The 17096-nt window shown below is 71.0% G+C and carries 16 protein-coding genes; 10 read left to right on the top strand and 6 right to left on the bottom strand.

Features of this window, described 5'->3' with window-relative positions; genetic code table 11:
• Window positions 1-103: 103 nt before the first annotated feature.
• On the bottom strand, window positions 104-673 hold the full coding sequence (locus FLX08_RS23680) for an Lrp/AsnC family transcriptional regulator (RefSeq protein ID WP_167530546.1): 570 nt from the start codon (window positions 671-673) through the stop codon (window positions 104-106).
• A 252-nt stretch (window positions 674-925) separates the two neighbouring features.
• Here FLX08_RS23680 and FLX08_RS23675 point away from each other — a divergent pair, with 252 nt between their 5' ends.
• The 10 genes from FLX08_RS23675 (at window position 926) to FLX08_RS23630 (ending at window position 10947) form a co-directional block, all read left to right on the top strand.
• Window positions 926-1639, top strand: a complete 714-nt coding sequence (locus tag FLX08_RS23675) for a creatininase family protein (RefSeq protein ID WP_142621443.1) — start codon at window positions 926-928, stop codon at window positions 1637-1639.
• Complete coding sequence (locus FLX08_RS23670; RefSeq protein ID WP_142621441.1) at window positions 1636-2334, top strand: SDR family NAD(P)-dependent oxidoreductase; 699 nt, start codon at window positions 1636-1638, stop codon at window positions 2332-2334. The genes FLX08_RS23675 and FLX08_RS23670 overlap by 4 nt, the downstream gene beginning before the upstream one ends.
• Window positions 2321-3709: a dipeptidase gene (locus FLX08_RS23665; RefSeq protein WP_142621439.1), complete on the top strand. Its 1389-nt coding sequence runs from the start codon at window positions 2321-2323 to the stop codon at window positions 3707-3709. The genes FLX08_RS23670 and FLX08_RS23665 overlap by 14 nt, the downstream gene beginning before the upstream one ends.
• The gene (locus tag FLX08_RS23660) at window positions 3706-4899 is read left to right on the top strand and encodes a dipeptidase (protein ID WP_142621437.1); all 1194 of its coding nucleotides are present in this window, start codon (window positions 3706-3708) and stop codon (window positions 4897-4899) included. Before FLX08_RS23665 ends, FLX08_RS23660 begins: the two co-directional genes overlap by 4 nt.
• Window positions 4900-4923: 24 nt before the next feature.
• Window positions 4924-6636: a DUF885 domain-containing protein gene (locus FLX08_RS23655; RefSeq protein ID WP_167530545.1), complete on the top strand. Its 1713-nt coding sequence runs from the start codon at window positions 4924-4926 to the stop codon at window positions 6634-6636.
• Between the two features lie 36 nt (window positions 6637-6672).
• A complete protein-coding gene (locus FLX08_RS23650; protein WP_142621433.1) occupies window positions 6673-7530 on the top strand; it encodes an alpha/beta fold hydrolase in 858 nt (285 codons plus the stop codon).
• Window positions 7527-8447: a succinylglutamate desuccinylase/aspartoacylase family protein gene (locus tag FLX08_RS23645; RefSeq protein ID WP_142621431.1), complete on the top strand. Its 921-nt coding sequence runs from the start codon at window positions 7527-7529 to the stop codon at window positions 8445-8447. Before FLX08_RS23650 ends, FLX08_RS23645 begins: the two co-directional genes overlap by 4 nt.
• Window positions 8448-8521: 74 nt before the next feature.
• Window positions 8522-9115 carry a MaoC family dehydratase gene (locus tag FLX08_RS23640; protein WP_244312846.1) on the top strand — a complete coding sequence of 198 codons (594 nt, stop codon included), beginning with the start codon at window positions 8522-8524 and terminating at the stop codon, window positions 9113-9115.
• Complete coding sequence (locus FLX08_RS23635; RefSeq protein WP_142621428.1) at window positions 9112-9948, top strand: HpcH/HpaI aldolase/citrate lyase family protein; 837 nt, start codon at window positions 9112-9114, stop codon at window positions 9946-9948. Before FLX08_RS23640 ends, FLX08_RS23635 begins: the two co-directional genes overlap by 4 nt.
• A 231-nt stretch (window positions 9949-10179) precedes the next feature.
• Window positions 10180-10947, top strand: coding sequence for a CPBP family intramembrane glutamic endopeptidase (locus FLX08_RS23630; RefSeq protein ID WP_167530544.1), 768 nt, complete (start codon window positions 10180-10182; stop codon window positions 10945-10947).
• Between the two features lie 111 nt (window positions 10948-11058).
• Here the strand turns inward: FLX08_RS23630 and FLX08_RS23625 are convergent, their stop codons facing one another.
• The 5 genes from FLX08_RS23625 to FLX08_RS23605 form a co-directional block, all read right to left on the bottom strand.
• Window positions 11059-11370 (bottom strand): hypothetical protein, encoded by a 312-nt coding sequence (locus FLX08_RS23625; protein ID WP_142621424.1) that lies wholly within the window; start codon window positions 11368-11370, stop codon window positions 11059-11061.
• A 120-nt stretch (window positions 11371-11490) separates the two neighbouring features.
• Window positions 11491-14148, bottom strand: a complete 2658-nt coding sequence (locus FLX08_RS23620) for a bifunctional acetate--CoA ligase family protein/GNAT family N-acetyltransferase (protein WP_142621422.1) — start codon at window positions 14146-14148, stop codon at window positions 11491-11493.
• Between the two features lie 342 nt (window positions 14149-14490).
• Window positions 14491-14835 (bottom strand): hypothetical protein, encoded by a 345-nt coding sequence (locus tag FLX08_RS23615; protein ID WP_142621420.1) that lies wholly within the window; start codon window positions 14833-14835, stop codon window positions 14491-14493.
• A gap of 388 nt (window positions 14836-15223) precedes the next feature.
• The gene (locus tag FLX08_RS23610; protein WP_142621418.1) at window positions 15224-16516 is read right to left on the bottom strand and encodes a tetratricopeptide repeat protein; all 1293 of its coding nucleotides are present in this window, start codon (window positions 16514-16516) and stop codon (window positions 15224-15226) included.
• On the bottom strand, window positions 16495-17096 hold a 602-nt coding region (locus FLX08_RS23605; RefSeq protein ID WP_208761618.1), incomplete at its 5' end, for a tetratricopeptide repeat protein. The genes FLX08_RS23605 and FLX08_RS23610, both read right to left, overlap by 22 nt.

The raw sequence follows: 17096 nt of genomic DNA, 5'->3' as shown, positions 1-17096 counted from the left end.
GACCGCCCAGGATGGCCACGCCGCCGCGAGGTCCGTGACCCGCCCCCGGAACGCCTTCGGGCACACGGACCTCCACACGATCCCGGTGAGCCGGCCGGGCCGCTCAGGCCGGCTCGCCGGGCGGGGCCGACAGCAGGTCGGCCACCAGGTTCTTCGGCTCTATCTCCACCAGGCTCAGCGCGGTCTCGGTGCGCTGCACGCCCTCGATCTGCCAGATGCAGTCCATGAGCAGCTGCCGCAGATGCAGGTGGTCACGCACGCGGAGCCGGGCGAGCATGTCCATGGCGCCGGTGACGATGTCGAGCGCTTCCAGCTCGGGGATCACGGAGAGCTGCTGGACGAGGTCCTGCTGCTGGTAGCCCTGGACCGCCGTGATGATCAGGTACACGGTCATCGGATAGCCCGCGGCGCTCCAGTCCACGCGCACGCCGTACCCCTGGATCACCCCGAGACGCTCCAGCCGTGCGATGCGCTCTCCGACCGCGGGGGCGGACATGCCGAGCTCACGGGCGAGCGCCCGCTGCGAGCGCCTGGAGTCCTGGCTGAGCAGCACGAGTATCTGCCGGTCTACATCGTCGAGCGGGACCGGAGGCGCCGGGACGGACACGTCGGCGACGGCACGCAGGGGAGCGGCCGAGGAATGCGAAGCAGGGGAACGACGGCGAGGGGGCATGGCGGGAAGGCTACCCGGCCGGGGACACGGATGGAGCACGGAAAGCGCACCGCCGCCGAAGTCACCGTATGACGGTTGCCACATCGCGCTGCGGGACGGACGCCGCGGACAGGCGAACCGAATGCGTTTGCAGTGAAAGCCTGGCATTCGTCGGGCAAATGGTTAGTATGAGACGAAACTTCCCTTACAGTTGACCACCGTCAAGGTCGACATAGGTTTCACTTCGCATCATCGAACGGAGTGTGAGGACCGGTGCGGGTCTTCGACAGCAACTGGATGCAGATAGCCGACTACCTCCAACGCGACGATCGCATCGTGCTCCCGGTCGGATCGACCGAGCAGCACGGGTATCTCTCGCTCGGGACGGACGCCTTGCTTGCCGAGCGTGTGTCGGTGGAGGCGGCCGAGCCGCTCGGCGTTCCGGTCCTGCCGGTCCTGCCGTTCGGCATGGCGCCGTACTTCGTGGAGTATCCGGGCAGCATGAGCCTGCGGATGAGCACGTACATCGAGGTGATCCGCGACCTGCTGGACTGCCTGGCATCCCAGGGGTTCCGGCGGATCGCGGTGATCAACGGCCATGGCGGCAACGCCCCCGTCGCCGGCCTCATCCGCGAATGGGTGTGCGCGCCGCGCGACGAACGCGTGGAGGTGCTGTTCCACAGCTGGTACAACGCCCCGAAGACGGCGGAGGCGGCGTCCCGGTTCGACGACGACCAGTTTCACGGCTCCTGGCTGGAGAACTTCGCCTGGACCAGGGTCGCCGGCGCCGAGATCCCCGGCGGCAGCGCGCCTGTCCTCCCCAGGTCGCTGGCCGACAACGTGACCGCGCGCGAGATGAGGGAGCTTTCCCCGGACGGAAGCCTGGGCGGGGCCTACCAGCGCAGCGACGAGGACATGCAGGTCGTGTGGGACGCCGGCGTGGCCGAGGTCCGCGAGCTGCTCGAGAAGGGATGGCTCGACCAGTGACGGAAGCCAGGGACAGGGTCGCCGTCGTCACCGGCACGGCCCACGGGATCGGGGCGGCCATCGCCGCCGCGCTCGAGGCGGACGGGGTCCGGGTGCACGGCGTCGACAAGGACACGGTGGACGTCACCGACTCGTCCGCGGTCAACGCCTTCTTCACCGAGATCGGCGACGTCGACATCCTGGTCAACAACGCCGGCGGCGTGGTCGGCCAGGTCCACCACCCGCTGGAGGAGATCGGCGACGAGGACTGGTCCGCCGTGGTCGCGGCCAACCTCACCAGCACGTTCCTGTGCACCAGGGCGGCGGTGCCGGGCATGAAGCGGCGCGGCTCCGGCCGCATCGTGAACATCTCGTCGGGCGCGGGCCGCAGCGTCAGCCTGACCGGCATCCAGGCCTACGCCAGCGCGAAGGCCGGGCAGATCGGCTTCACCCGGCAGATGGCGCACGAGCTAGGACGGTTCGGCATCACGGTCAACTGCATCGCGCCGGGGTTCGTCCTGTCCAACCCCACGACGATCCAGCAGTGGGAGAGCTACGGCGAGCAGGGGCAGGCCGCGCTCGTCGACGGCATCGCCGTACGCCGGCTCGGCCGGCCGGAGGACATCGCGCACGGCGTCCGGTTCTTCGTCTCCGAATCCTCATCCTGGATCACCGGTCAGACCCTCTCGATTGATGGTGGACATGCTCTCTTTTGATTCGACCGACTTCGATTCGACCGCCGCCTACCTCGACGAGCTCGCCGCGTACGTCGCGGTGCCCAGCGTGAGCCGGGACGCCTCCGCGGAGACCATGCGGACCGCGGCCGAATGGCTCGCGGCCCAGTTGTCCTTCGCCGGCGGACGGGTCGTCGCCACGGAAGGTCACCCCATCGTCCGGGGCGAGTGGCTCGGGGCGCCCGGCGCCCCCACCATCCTGGTCTACGGCCACTACGACGTGCAGCCGACCGGCGATCCCGCCGAGTGGCGCACCCCGCCGTTCGAGCTGCGCGTCGACGGCGACGTGATCCGCGGGCGCGGGGTCACCGACGACAAGGGCCCGGTCTTCATCGTGCTCAAGGTCGCACAGGCGTTCATCGAGCAGGAGGGCGCGCTGCCGCTGAACGTCAAGTTCCTCTTCGAAGGAGAGGAGGAGATCGGCAGCCCCCACCTGCCCGCCTACCTGCGCGAGCACGCGGACGAGCTCGCGGCCGACCTGGTCATCTCGGCCGACGGGGCGATGTGGCGGCCGAGCGAGCCCTCGCTGTCGATCGCGTCCAAGGGCCTGGTGACGCTCACCGTCGAGGTCGGCGGCGCCGCCACCGACCTGCACTCCGGGCGTTACGGCGGCACCGTCGCCAACCCGGTGCACGCCCTGAGCGAGATCCTGGCCGGCCTGCACACGGCCGACGGCCGGGTCGCGGTCGACGGCTTCTACGACGGCATCCCCGAGCTGAGCGACGAGCGCCGCGCCGCCATCGCGGCGGTGCCGTTCGACGACGACCGCTACCGGGACGACCTGGGTCTCGACGCCCTCTTCGGCGAGGCCGGCTACAGCACGCTGGAGCGGCTGTGGGAGCGGCCCACCCTGGAGATCAACGGTGTCCTGACCGGTGGCAAATACACGGTGATCCCGCACGTCGCGACCGCCCACATCTCCTGCCGGCTCGTGCCGGGCCAGCGCCCGGAGCGGGTGCTCCAGGCGATCACCGACCATGTGCTCGCCCAGAAGATCCCCGGCGTACGCGTCGCCGTCCGCCCCGACGAGGGCGGGGTGCCCGCGTACACGATCCCCGCCGATCACCCGGCGATCCGCGCCGCCACCGAGGCGCTCGCGCACGTCTACCCGGGCCAGGACGTCCTGCTGGCCGTCATCGCGGGGACCCTGCCCGCGACGGCCCTGTTCGAGGAGGTCCTCGGCGCGAAGACGCTGTTCTTCTCCTTCTCCACCGCCGACGAGAACCTGCACGCGCCGAACGAGTTCATGCGGATCTCCCGGCTGCGCGAGGGGATGCGCGCCTGGGAGCGGCTGTGGCGGCTGCTCGCCGACGGGCCGCACCGGCTGGCGCCGGTGCACAGGGACGGCACGCGGTGACGGCGGGCGTCTACGAGTCGTACGGCTATCTCACGCCCGGCGTCGACTTCCCGGCCATCGAGCTGGCCCCCGAGTTCGGCCGCGTGCCGCCGTACGCCGGCGGCCTGAGCGAGCTGGAGCGGGAACGGGCCGAGCGGCTGCTGCGGGACAACATCGTGATCAGCCTGCACGACCATCCCGTGCGGTTCCCCGCCGACATGCGGCAGACGCCGGAATACAACAGGACCGGACGCCAGCACACCGCGTTCGCCGGGCTCCTCGCGTCGGGCATGACCGTCGTGTTCGACAACATGATGGACGGCACCGCCTGCGTCACCGGCAACGCCCCGTGGCGCTGGCTCGACATCATCACCGACCTCGGCATGCGCCAGGCCGACATCGCCCACCAGTCCGGCGTGATCGTGATCCGGACGATGGACGACATCGAGCACGCCCACAGGTCGGGCAAGGTGGGGCTGCTGTTCGGCCTGGAGGCGGCGACGCCGATCGAGAACGAGCTCGACCGGCTCGACGTCCTGTACGGCCTCGGCCTCCGGCAGATCGGCATCGCCTACTCCGACGCCAACGCCCTCGGCAGCGGGCTGAACGAGACCACCGACGGCGGGCTGACCGACTTCGGCAGGCGCGCGGTCGCCAGGATGAACAGGCTCGGCCTGGCCATCGACATCTCGCACTCCTCCGACCGGACCGGCCTGGACGTCTGCGCCGTGAGCGAGCGCCCGGTGTTCATGACCCATGCGGGAGCGCGCGCGGTCTGGGACACGCCGCGGATGAAGCCGGACGACGTCCTGCGCGCGGTCGCCGAGACCGGCGGCGTCATCGGCATGTCGGCGGCGCCCCACACGACGCTGTCCGAGGCCCATCCCCGGCACACGATCCTGTCGGTGATGGACCACTTCCGGTATTGCCTGGACCTGGTCGGCATCGAGCACGTCGCGTTCGGGCCGGACACCCTCTATGGCGACCACGTCGGCCTGCACACCGTCTTCGGGCACCTGCTCAAGGTGGGCGCCGCCGCGCCCGGCGGCCCCTCCTTCGAGAAGGTGGAGTACGTCGACGGGCTGGAGAACCCGACCGAGAACTTCCACAACATCTGCGGCCTGCTCGTCCAGGAAGGGTTCTCCGACAGCGAGATCACGGCCGTGCTCGGCGGCAACATCCTCCGGGCGCTCGAGCGGATCTGGGCCTAACCCTCCCGAATGGAAAGAGGATCAGTGACTCCTGAAGTCCAGCCCCCGGCGAACGACCGGCTCGCCCGGCTCAGCGACGAGTTCTTCCAGGTGAAGCACACGGCCGACCCCTTCAGCGCCACGCTGCTCGGCGTCTCGGGCTTCGACGGGCTGGTGCCCGACCCCAGCCGCTCCGGCGCCGCCGCCGACGCCGCGAAGATCGCGGACATCGAACGGCGGCTCGCGGAGATCGACCCGGACGGCCTGAACCCGGCCGACCGGATCAACCACGCCGTGCTCGGCCGCCTCGCCTGGGGCGTACGGTCCGACCTGGAGCACGGCCTGTGGGAGACGGGGGCGTCCGCGGACGGCTACTCCTCACCGCAGGCGATGATGTTCATGTCGGTCCCGGCCGCGTCCCTCACCGACGCCGCGGCCGTCGACCAGTACCTGCGGCGGCTGAGCGCCCTGCCCGCGTTCATCGACGCGATCCTCGACCGTTATCGGGCGGCCAAGGAGGACGGGCGCGTTCCGACCCGCGTCGGCGTCGGCCAGGCCATCGACCAGCTCACCAGGCACCTCTCGCTGAGCCTGGCCGACGACACCCTGCTCGGCCTTCGGCTGCCGGCCGGCGTCGACGAGGGGAGCGTCAGGGCGCGCGCGGCCCGCATCGTCGAGGAGTCGGTCCGTCCCGCGCTCCGGCGCCTGCTCGCCGGCCTCCGGGACGAGCTGCTGCCCGTGGCCCGGCCCGACGAGCGGGTCGGCGTCCGCTTCGTCCCCGGTGGCGAGGAGGGCTACCGGGCCGCGGTGCGGCGCCACACCACCACGGACCTGTCTCCCGAGGAGATCCATCAGATCGGCCTCGACTGTCTCGCGGAGCTGCGACAGGAATGGGCCGAGCTGGGCGGCCGGGTGCTCGGCACGAGCGACGTGGGCGAGATCCTGGCCCGGCTGCGGGACGATCCCTCGTTGCGGTTCGGCTCGGCCGCCGAGATCGTCGACGTGGTGACCGACGCGCTGCGCCGGGCCGAGGAGGCGCGCGACGACTGGTTCCCGGCGTACGACATCGCCGATTGCGTCATCGAGGAGATCAACCCGATCGAGGCGGGCAACGCCGCGCTCGCCCACTACCGGCCGCCGGCGGGCGACGGGTCCCGGCCCGGCGCCCACTGCGTCCTCACGGCCGATCCGAAGGAACGGTTCGTGTACGAGTACGAGGCACTGGCCTTCCACGAGAGCACGCCCGGCCACCACCTGCAGATCGCCTCCGCGCAGACCCTGACGGACCTTCCGGCGTACCGGCGCTTCCTGGACGCCGAGGTGTGCGGGTACGTCGAGGGCTGGGGCCTGTACAGCGAACGGCTGGCCGACGAGATGGGCCTCTACACCTCCGACATCGCCCGGTTGGGGATGCTCTCGTTCGACGCGCTGCGCGCCTGCCGGCTGGTGGTGGACACGGGCATGCACCACCTCGGCTGGTCGCGGCGGCAGGCCATGGAATTCATGTGGGACAACACCGCGACGACGCGGGCCAACGTCCGCAACGAGATCGACCGCTACATCGCCTGGCCCGGGCAGGCGCTGGCGTACATGATCGGCCGTCGCGAGATCCGCCGCCTCCGGGCCGTGGCCGAGGCCCGGCTCGGATCCCGGTTCGACATCCGCGCCTTCCACGGGACGGTGCTCGGCAACGGCGCCGTCCCCCTCGGCGTGCTCGACCAGATCGTGACCGCCTGGATCGACTCCGCGGCGGCCTGAGCCGGGGCGCCCGCGTTTCCTCAGCAAGGAGTGCACATGTTCGTGACCATCAACGGTGCCCGGCTCAACGTCGAGGTCCTCGGCGAGGAGGGCGCCCCCGTGCTGATCGCCCACCACGGCGGCGGGGGCATCGGCTCGCTGGCCGAGCCGAAGGCGACCTTCGGCCCGCTGTCCGACCTGTTCCGCGTCGTGGTGTTCGACGCCCGCGGCTGCGGCCTGAGCGAGGGCGTCCCGCCCTACTCGCACGCCCAGTGGGCCGCCGACGTCGACGCGCTTCGCGAGTGGGCCGGCGCCGAGACGATCGTGATCGCGGGCGGCTCCTACGGCGGATTCATCGCCATGGAGTACGCGATCGCCTACCCGGACCGGGTGCGGGCGATGATCCTGCGCGACACCTCGCCGGACCGGACCAACCTGGAGCTCGCCCACGAGAACGCGCGCAAGCAAACTCGGGTGGAGCTCGACTGGGAGAACTACGAGCGCTACTGGAGCGGCAATATCCGCGACGACGCCGACCTGAAGGCCCGCTGGGCCGAACTGATCCCGCTGTACGACCACGAGTACGACCCGGCGAAGGCGGCCGCGCGGGTCGAGGCCGGCATCTACCGCCACGAGGCGCACAACTGGTGCTTCCAGCAGAACGCGCCGATCTACGACGTCAAGCCGCAGCTTCCGTCCGTGACCTGCCCCACCCTCGTCACCGTGGGCCGCCACGACTGGGTGACCCCCGTGTCGTCGTCGGAGACGATCGCCTCCCTCATCCCGGACTCCACGCTGGTCGTCTTCGAGAAGTCCGGGCACTCCCCGCAGATCGAGGAGGCGGAGCTCTTCCAGCGGACGATGCGCGACTTCCTCGCCGAGGCGCTGCCGGACCTCGGAACGGCCGCGCGATGATCGAGCGGCGGACTCTCAGCATCCCCGGCCTCGGCCCCGACGGGCTCGACATCCCGTACTTCGACATCCGGGGCCGCCGGGGCGGGCCGCGGCTCACCGTGCTGTCCGGCGTGCACGGCGCCGAGTACGCCTCGATCGCGGCCGTCCGCGAGTTCGTGCGGAACCTCGACGACACCGCCGTCTCCGGGCGGATCGTCGTCGTCCCCGTGGTGAACGTGCCGGGATTCTGGGCCAGGGCGCCGTTCGTCGTCCCGGTGGACGGCGAGAACCTGAACCGGAGCTTCCCCGGCGACCCGGGCGGCTCGTTCACGCGGGTGCTCGCGCACCACGTCTTCACCGAGCTCGTCCTCGGCTCCGACTATCTCGTCGACATGCACGCGGGCGACCTGCCCGAGTCGCTGGAGCCGTTCACGATCTTCGAGGAGTCGCCGGTCGAGGCGGCCTCGCTGGAGCTCGCCCTGGCGTACGGCGCCGGGCACGTCGTCAGGCAGGCCGCGCGGGCGCGGACCGTGGCGGGCAGCACGTGCGCGGCCGCGGCGGACGCCGGCATCCCGGCGATCGTCGCGGAGTCGGGCCAGAACGGCCTGCTCGACCGGGCGGCGATCGACCGCCACCTGGCCGGGCTGACCAACATCGCCAGAACCGTCGGCGTGCTCGACGGTGAGCCGTGGCCGGTGCGCGAGGCCCGCCTGCACGAGGGATGGCACTGGCTGCGCACCGACCGGGAGGGCTGGTGGGAGCCCGCCGCGGCGGTGGGGGAGCAGGTGCCGGCCGGCGGGCTGCTGGGAACGATGAGCGACGTCTGGGGCGAGGTCTTCGCCGAGGTGCGGGCGCCCGAGGCGGGCACACCGTTGTTCCTGACGAGCAGCCCGGCGGTCTCGGCCGGCGGCCTGCTCATGGGCCTGGCCCGCGACTGAAGACCGGCTCGGCCGCTCCGGGTATGGCGAGGGCGGCACCGGCGTACCGACACCATCGACAAGGAGACCCCGACGTGGACGAGAACGGAACCGCCTCAACCGCCTCCCCGGAGCCCCGGACGCCGTCAGTGAGCTGGGAGGGCCGCTACCTGGAGGACTTCGTCGTCGGCGACGTCTACCGGCACCCGCTCGGCCGTACGGTGACCGAAGTGGACAACGCGTGGCTCACCCTGCTGACCCAGAACACCGCGGCCATCCACTTCGACCGGCACTACGCGGAGCGGACGCAGTGGGGCAGGCCGCTGGTCGACTCGACCTTCACCCTGGCCCTGGTCACCGGGCAGAGCGTGCACGACGTGTCCATGAACGTCATGGCGAACCTGGGCTGGGACCGGGTGCGCCTGCCCAATCCCGTCTTCGAGGGCGACACGATCTACTCCCAGTCGGAAGTGCTCTCGGTGCGCGAGTCGAAGTCCCGTCCCGACGTGGGCGTGGTGGAGGTGCGCACCATCGGGTTCAACCAGGACGGCGTGATCGTGATCAGCTTCGAGCGCACCCTCCTGGTCTACCGGCGGGGTCATGGTCCCGGCCGCGTCGCCGTCGAACCCCGGTGGGACGAGAGGTCTCTGAAGGCCGCCGGGCTCGACCCGCGTCCCGGCACACCATGACCGGGGCGTACGGGACGACGGCGCGGACCCTGCTCTTCGTGCCCGGCACCCGGCCCGACCGCTTCGCGAAGGCCGCCGCCAGCGGCGCGGACGCGGTCGTCATCGACCTCGAGGACGCCGTCGCCCCGCTGGACAAGGCACGGGCGCGGGCGGCCGCCGCCGGCCACGTCTCCGTCCACCCGGCTCTGGTGAGGATCAACGGGATCGGCACGCCGTGGCACGCCGACGACCTGGCCGCGCTCGCCGGGGCCGAAGGGCTCGCCGGAGTCGTCCTCCCCAAGACCGAGGCGGCCGAGCACGTCGCGTCGGTGGCCGCCGCGCTCGGCCCCCGGGTGCCGGTCTTCGCGCTGCTCGAATCCGCCCGGGGCGTACGGGACGCGGATCTCATCGCACAGGCGCCGGGCGTGGCGCGGCTCCTGTTCGGCAACCTCGACTTCTGTCTCGACATGGGCATCCCCTCACGGGGCGGCGACGAGCAGGCGTTGCTGTTCGCGCGCAGCAAGGTCGTGCTCGCGGCCAGGGCCGCCGGGCTGCCCGGGCCCGTCGACGGGGTCGAGCCCGAGATCGACGACGATGCGGCGGCCCTGGAGGCCGCCCGCCGGGCGGCGGCCATGGGATTCACCGGCAAGCTGTGTCTGCACCCGCGCCAGGTCGCCGTCGTCCGCGGCGCGTTCTCGCCCTCGGACGCGGAGCTGAACTGGGCCCGGCGTGTGCTCGACGCGGCGGCCGGGTCCGCGGGCGCCGCCGTACGGGTCGACGGAGAGATGATCGACAGACCTCGTCTGGAGTTCGCCCGGCGCATCGTCGACTCCGCGGGTGAGAAGCCGGCGTGAAGCGCCCGGCCCGTCCTGCATCACGCGCGCAGCCCCGTCGCCGTCATGCGTCCTGCCACCATGGAACTGCAGAGACGCCTGCGAGGTCCCGGATGTGGCAGAACCGCCGGAAACACCGCGCGAATCACGGTTAGGGTGGTCCGCGCGGCTCATCTACATGTCTTCGGCTGCGTCCGCGGCTCACTCAGGGGCGGCGGCAGGAGGCGTCGGCCATGGTTCGAGGAGCGGCGTGTGAGCGGGTGGACGGAGCCGGACCACAGGTCGCCCGTGCGGCTGATCGCGCTGACCTTCGCCCTGTCCGTGCCCTTCTGGCTGGCCGGTGCCGTGGCCGGCCGCCTGTCGGAGACCCTGCCCGTGAGCGCGCTGATGGCGTGCTGCCCCTTGCTGGCGGCGATGCTGCTGGTCCGCCGTCATGAGCCACGCGGCGCCGTGAAGCGGCTGCTGCAGCGCGTCGTGGACTGGCGTGCCGCTCCCCGTCCCGGCCGCTGGCACGCACTCGCGATCGCGCTGCCGCTGGGCGTCATGGCCGGCTCGTACGCCGTGATGGTCCTGCTGGGCCGGTCACTGCCCGGGCTGCGGGTTTCGCTGGTCGAGGTCCCGCTGCTGTTCGCCGTGTTCCTCGTCGCCGCCGCCTGCGAGGAGGCGGGATGGACGGCGTATGCCACCGATCCGCTGTCCGCCCGCTGGGGCCCGCCGGTCACCGGCGTCATCCTGGGGGTGACATGGGCGGTCTGGCACATCGTCCCCTACGCGCAGGCCGGCCACGGCCCGCTGTGGATAGCGGGCCAGTGCCTGTACACGGTGGCGTTGCGGGTCGTCATCGTCTGGCTGTATCTGCACAGCACGAGCGTGCTCACCGCGGTCGTCTGCCATGCCGCCTCCAACGTCGGCTGGTCCCTCTTCCCCGGATCGCACTACGACCCGGTCGTCACCGGGGGCATCGCCATTGTGGTGGCCCTGCTGGTGGTGACCGCGTGGCCCAGGCCGTTCTCCCGGTGACATCGCTCTCGCCGGTGACATCGCTCTTGCGGGTGACATCGCGGGAGCGGGCTCTCACGACCGGGCCGTGCCGCGGTGTGGGCTCTCGCGATCCGGACGAGACCTGGGAGCTCAACGTCCATGGGCGGAGCAGGACGCGGCCACATGAGCGACCACCGGCTCGCAGTGAACGGCCCGGTACGCCTCACGAGCGGTCGCACGGATGTGTTCCGGGCAGGCGGAGGCGATGGGGCGGATGAACACGTAGACGTGCACCATGCCGTCGATCTCTACCAGGCGCACGTCGTCCACCACGTCGGTGAACACCTCGCGCAGGGTTTCCCGTACGGCACGCCGTGCGAGCGGACCCGTGGCCTCGTCACGGTCCCTTCCACCGTCCTGTCGCCGGGGGATCGGACGGAGTTCTGTTCTCGCGATCGTCATGACTCAACCGTCCCGCCTACCCGCTCTGCGCGGGGAGGGGCGAAGGTCCCCGGTCCCCACGGCGGTCGTCGCTTCTGAGGGCAGGGCGTGCTCAGAAGCAGGCGACGGCACCGGAAGGGATCAGCGGAGGCGGCGCCGGAAGGGTGAAGGGAGCGGCGGGGCGGGGGCGAGCCGCACCCGGCAGTCCACCGCCACGGCCCCATCCGGTGTCACGATCACCGGGTTGAGATCGAGCTCCGCGACGTCGGGCAGATCGTCCATGAACCGGCCCACGCGGACGATCTGCTCCTCCAGGGCCGCCACGTCGGCCGCCGGCCGTCCGCGGTAGCCGTACAGGAGCGGCGCGCACCGCAGCTCCGCGATCATGCGGGCGGCCTCGGCCCTGTCGATCGGCGGCACGCGGAAGGCGCGATCGGCCAGCAGCTCGGTCGCGACACCGCCGAGCCCAACCATGATCAGCGGCCCGAAGGTCTCGTGCGCGACGCCGCCTATGATCATTTCGGTCCCTTCGCCTGCCATGGCCTGGACGATCGCGCCTGTCATCGCGGGGCCGAGGCGGTCGGCCATCTCCCGGTACGCCTGCCGGACCTCGTCGGGCGCCCGCAGGCCGATCCGCACACCACCCACGTCGGACTTGTGGACCAACCCGGGGCCGACGGCCTTGAGCACGGCGGGCAGACCGACGACCGACGCGGCCTCCGCCGCCCTCTCCGGCCCGTCGACCGGGACGGACTCGGCCGTGTGGATCGCGTACGCCGACAGGAGCCGGGCCGCCGTGCCCTCGTCCAGCCATCGTCCATGGGGATGAGCGGCGAGGTCCGCGGTGATGATCCGCCGCGCGGCCGCCGAGTCGATCCCGGGGAGGTCCTCGCGGGATGCCGGCGGCCGGGCGCGCCAGGCGGCGTGCGCGGCCGCCCGGGCGAGGGCGTGCACGGCCTGTTCGGGGAAGGCGTACGCGGGCACCCGGCCGTCGACGAGTTCGTCGTGCCCGGCGAGGCAGGCGAGCACGGGCTTCGCCGCGTTCCTCGTGACGGCCGCGATCGCTTCGCGCGTCGCGTCGAGGCCCGAGCCGAACGGCGGGGTGTAGACGGTCAGCACGGCGTCGACGCCCGGGTCGGCCAGGACCGTCGCGATCGCGAAGGCGATGTCCCCGGCGTCGGCTTCGGCCGTGAGGTCGACGGGGTTGCCGACGGCCGCCGCCGGCCGGAGCCGGGGGCGAAGCGCCTCCGCGGTGGCGGGGGACAACTCCGGCACGACCAGGCCGAGCCGTTCACAGGCGTCCGCCGTCATCGCCTGCGGGCCTCCGGAGTTGCCCACGATCGCCACCCGAGGGCCGTCCGGCAGCGGCTGGAAGGCCAGCAGCCGGGCGGTGTCGAGCAGATCCTGGACGCTGTCCTCCCTGATGACGCCGCAGGCGCGCAACAGCGCGTCCACGGCCACATCGGGCGTCGCCGCGGCGGCCGTGTGCGAGCGGACCGCCCGGCTGCCCGCGGCGCTGCGCCCGCTCTTCACCGCGATGATCGGTTTGCGGGCGCTGATCCTGCGGGCGATCCGGGCGAACCTTCGCGGATTGCCGAACGACTCCAGATAAAGGCCGATGACGCGGGTGGCCGGGTCGTCCTCCCAGTATTCGAGCAGGTCGTTGCCGCTGACGTCCGCCTTGTTCCCCACGGAGGCGAAGGAGGAGATGCCGAGGCCGAGCTGTCCGGCGCGTTCGATCATGGCCGCGGCCACCGCGCCCGACTGCGACATCAGTCCCAGCGGACCCGGGGAAGGAGGTGTGGGCAGGAATCCGGCGTTCAGGCGCGCCGCCGTGTTCACCACACCGAGGCAGTTGGGCCCGATCAGCCGCATGCCCGCCTGCCGGCAGATCTCCAGCAGCTCCCGTTCGGCCTCGCGGTTTCCCACTTCGGCGAATCCGGACGTCAGCACGACCAGGGCACGTACCTCATGGCGGGCACACTCGCGGGCGATGCCGAGCACGGTGGGGGCCGGGGTGGCGATCACCGCGAGCTCCGCCGGCCCGGGCAGCGAGGCCACGTCCGGGTAGGCCGGCAGACCGCACACTTCGGTGGCCCGCGGATTGACGGCATAGATCGGGCCGGGGAAGCCTTCGTCGATCAGGTTGCGCAGCACGCGGTGCCCGACGCGGGCCTCGTGACGGCCGGCGCCGATCACGGCCACCGACTCCGGGGTGAACACGCGCGCGATGGAGTTGCGCTCCGCCTCGTGCGCCCGCGCCTCGATCTCGGCCACGAGCCGCTCGGTGGGGCGGGTGGCGATGCGGATCTCGACCTGCCCGTCCTCGTATCGCGTCTCCACCGGCAGGCCGAGATCGTTCAGCACCCGCAGCATCGCCCGGTTCTGCGGCAGGACGGTGGCGACGAGTTCCTCGATTCCCTCGTCCGCCGCGTCCAGCGCGAGGTGTTCGAGCAGCAGCGTGCCGAGCCCGCAGCCGTGCACCGCGTCGTCCAGCAGGATCCCCACCTCGGCCTCCGACCCGTCCGGATCGGCGATGTATTCCGCCACCCCGACCACGCGGCCGCCGACCAGAGCGACCAGGGCGTGCCCGTGGTAGCCGGGCCCGGTGATCCGGTCCATGTACGCATGGGCCGAGGCGGCGCCGCCGGTGAAGAACCTCAGATACGCCGAACGCGGGGAAGACCTGGCGATCAGTTCGTGCAGGGCCTCCCGGTCGGCCGGCCGCAACGGGCGGATGCGCGCCACCCCGCCGTCACGCAGGAGGACGTCGCACGCTTCGCCGGCGGTTCGAACCATGTCTCAAAGGTCCACGACCGGGCGAGCACCCCCAAAGGGACTTCCTTCCCGTCTTGCCGGGACCCCGGTCCCGAACCCCGTCCAGCCGGCCCGTCCTTCGCGCGCCGAGGAGCCGCACGCTCGGCCTGCTGCGCCCGGGAAGCCGAGTGTGATCAGCCCGTACGCGGCCCGCGGCCTACGCGAAGGGCGGCCCAGCCGGATGGCTGGGCCGCCCTTGCGTTTCCGGGGATCGACCGGGTCAGCGGGAGACCGCCTGGAACCGATGACACCGTCCCGGAGATCGGCGTTCGTCGTCACCCATCCGGCGGGATCAGGCGCACGGGCTCTCGTTCATCGTGATGCTCAAGGCCGGTAGCGAAGGGCGGGAACGATGTCGTCGAAGGCCGTCGCGTCGCCCGCGCGCCAGGCCTTGGCCCCGCGCGCCAACCGTGCCTTGTCGGCGGTCCGGATGCCCCGCAGGAGACGGCGGTATCTTGCCTGGGCACGGCACATGCCGCAGCAACAGCAGCGGATCCCGGTCCAGCGGAACTCCCAGGTGCAGCGCGTACAGGAGGCGTCGAGATCCTCCTTGAGGCTGGCGGGCAGGTCGCAGGTGGACTCGGCGCGGTGGTCGTGGCAGGCCTCGCGGGTCAGATCGCCATGCCAGAGCCGGACGATGAGCGGGTCGGTCTTGTCGGTGCGGGACATGTGGTGCAACGCCTCCGGATGCCGGTCGGCGCGCCGTACTCGAAAACGGAGTACGGCTGACGCCGTTGGCCGGTGGCATCACGCGGTCTCCGCACGCACACCCCCCTCACAAATCGAGGCTCACAAATCGAGGCTCACAAATCCAGGCTCGCAGTGTTCAGCATGCATCAGCCCACCGACATTCCGTCGGGATCCAGGGGACGGCCCCCTGCGACATGGTGTGGCCAGACCAGGCCGGATCTTGGGCCGACAGGCGGGTCGCCCTGCGCCGGCGGCTATCGACCTTCTCCCGCGTCGCGGGTGCGCCGGCAGGGAAACCAGGCCGACGAAGCCCGCCCACTACCAGCCCCATATTGGCCAGCGGTGGCCTCATCCGAGTCGATGCCACTCAAAGGTCTCCGGAGAGGGCGGCACGGAGGGTGGCGGCCCGTGTGAGTACAGGGTCGGCATCGTCGTCGAGGTCTCGAAGCAGTTCACCGAGGTCGGTCAGGGAGACGACGAGGGAGGGCCGGTACCGGCTGGGGTCGGAGGTGGCCAGCTTCTCGTAGGTTTCCACGACTTGGCGCTGGTGATGGAGGGACTCGACGTTCCGGCCGGCGGCGCGTAGGTAATCGGCCAACCTGGCTCGGACGGTCGCCAGCACGGCCAGATAGCTGACGGGATCCTCCTTCGCGAGCGGCTCGAACAGCTCCACTACGCCGAGTTCTGCGGCGGCGGCCTCCTCGTGAAGCCCGAGCCTGAACATGATGGTGGCTCTTGAGTCGAGCAGGTGGATGTAGGGGAACGGTTCGGCGTCGGGCTGTTGGAGGAGGTGGATTTCCCACAACCCGGAGGCGCGAGCCAGGAGCTGCTGCGCGGGGTCGAGGAGTTCGACGCCGATCAGCTCCTGGGCCACGTCGTTGAGCGTGCGGACCGTGACCGCGAGGTCCTGCTGGATGTTGGTGACGCGCTCGACCGTCTCCTCGATGTCGTGCCCGAGGCAGGACTGGACAAAGAGCCGCCGTTGCAAAGTCCCGGCAAGCTGGCCGGTCTCGTCCATCTGCCCCCAAATGTCTGCGGCGCGTTCAAGCAGGGGCAGCGCCCGCCCTGGGTCGCCCTGGCTCGAATAGCGAGTGGCAAGGTTGTCCAGCGACATTGCCATCCTGGCAAGGTACGGGTCGGGCTGGACGAGGGACAGCTCTTCGTAGATCTCGAGGGCCGCGCTGAGGGCGGCGACGCACTCTTCGGTACGGCCAAGGTCGGCTTCCCGGTTGCTGAGATGGAAGAGCGCATCGGCAAGGTCTTCCTGGGCTCCGGTCTCCCGGCAGAGATCGACGGCCAGGGCGGCCGCGGATCTGGCTTCTTCGGCTTCGCCGAGCCGGGACAGGTAGATGGCGAGTGAGAGCCAGGCGCTCGCCAGTCGGGGGCGGAACCGGTCACGATCCTGCTGGGTCAGTTCGCCGTACAGAGAGATGGATCGCCGCATGTGCTCCAGCGCTCGCTCCAGGCGTCCCTCCTCCTCGTGGTAGCGGCTCAGGTTGTGCAGCGCCCGCGCGAGATCCGCACCGAGCTGATCGTCGCCGGGCTCGTAGAGCCGTTCCAGGAGGCTGACCGCGCGCTCGACGGCGGTGATCGCATGGTCGAACTGGCCGGCTCGCTCGAGGACGGAGCCGAGGAAGCTCAGCGCGTTAGCGAGGGCCACGGCCCAGCCTGTGTCGTCGTCGTACAGGCGCTGATACGACTCGACGGACTCCCTGCCGGATCGCACGGCCTCGTTGATTTCGTCGAGACGTTGTGCGTGATCGCGAGGTTGAACAGCGCGTGTGCGAGCTGGGGCAGGTCTCCAGCGGTACGGAAGATTTCGACTGCCTCGGCTGTGGCTGCCACCGATTCTTCTGTACGCCCAAGGTTATGCAGTCGGGTTCCCAAGATCTTGAGGGATTCGCCGAGGTGAGGGTCCGCGCATTCGCGGTAGAGCTTGATGGCTGCACGCGTCTCATTCAGCGCCGGTTCGTGCTGGCCGAGTGCTGTCAGTTGGTCGCCAAGGAAGCGGTGGGCGCTAGCGAGGTCGGATGTCCACTCTCGGTCCTCCTTGCGTAGCTTACGGTAGTGCTTGATCGACTCCTGGAGCGCATACACCGCCTTCGCGTGCTGACCGATGGCCGCGTGGCGGTGACTCAGATTGACGAGGGAGAGCGCGAGTTCGCTCAGGTAGGCGGCCGGGTCCTGCCGGGCAAGGTCACGGTAGAGCTGCGTGGCCCTTTCCATGGTCTCTACCGCGG

Source organism: Microbispora hainanensis (assembly GCF_006874475.1).
Taxonomy (GTDB): Bacteria; Actinomycetota; Actinomycetes; order Streptosporangiales; family Streptosporangiaceae; genus Microbispora; species Microbispora hainanensis.
The sequence above is the reverse complement of the archived record's forward strand: the minus strand, read 5'-3'. Positions and strand labels throughout refer to the sequence as shown.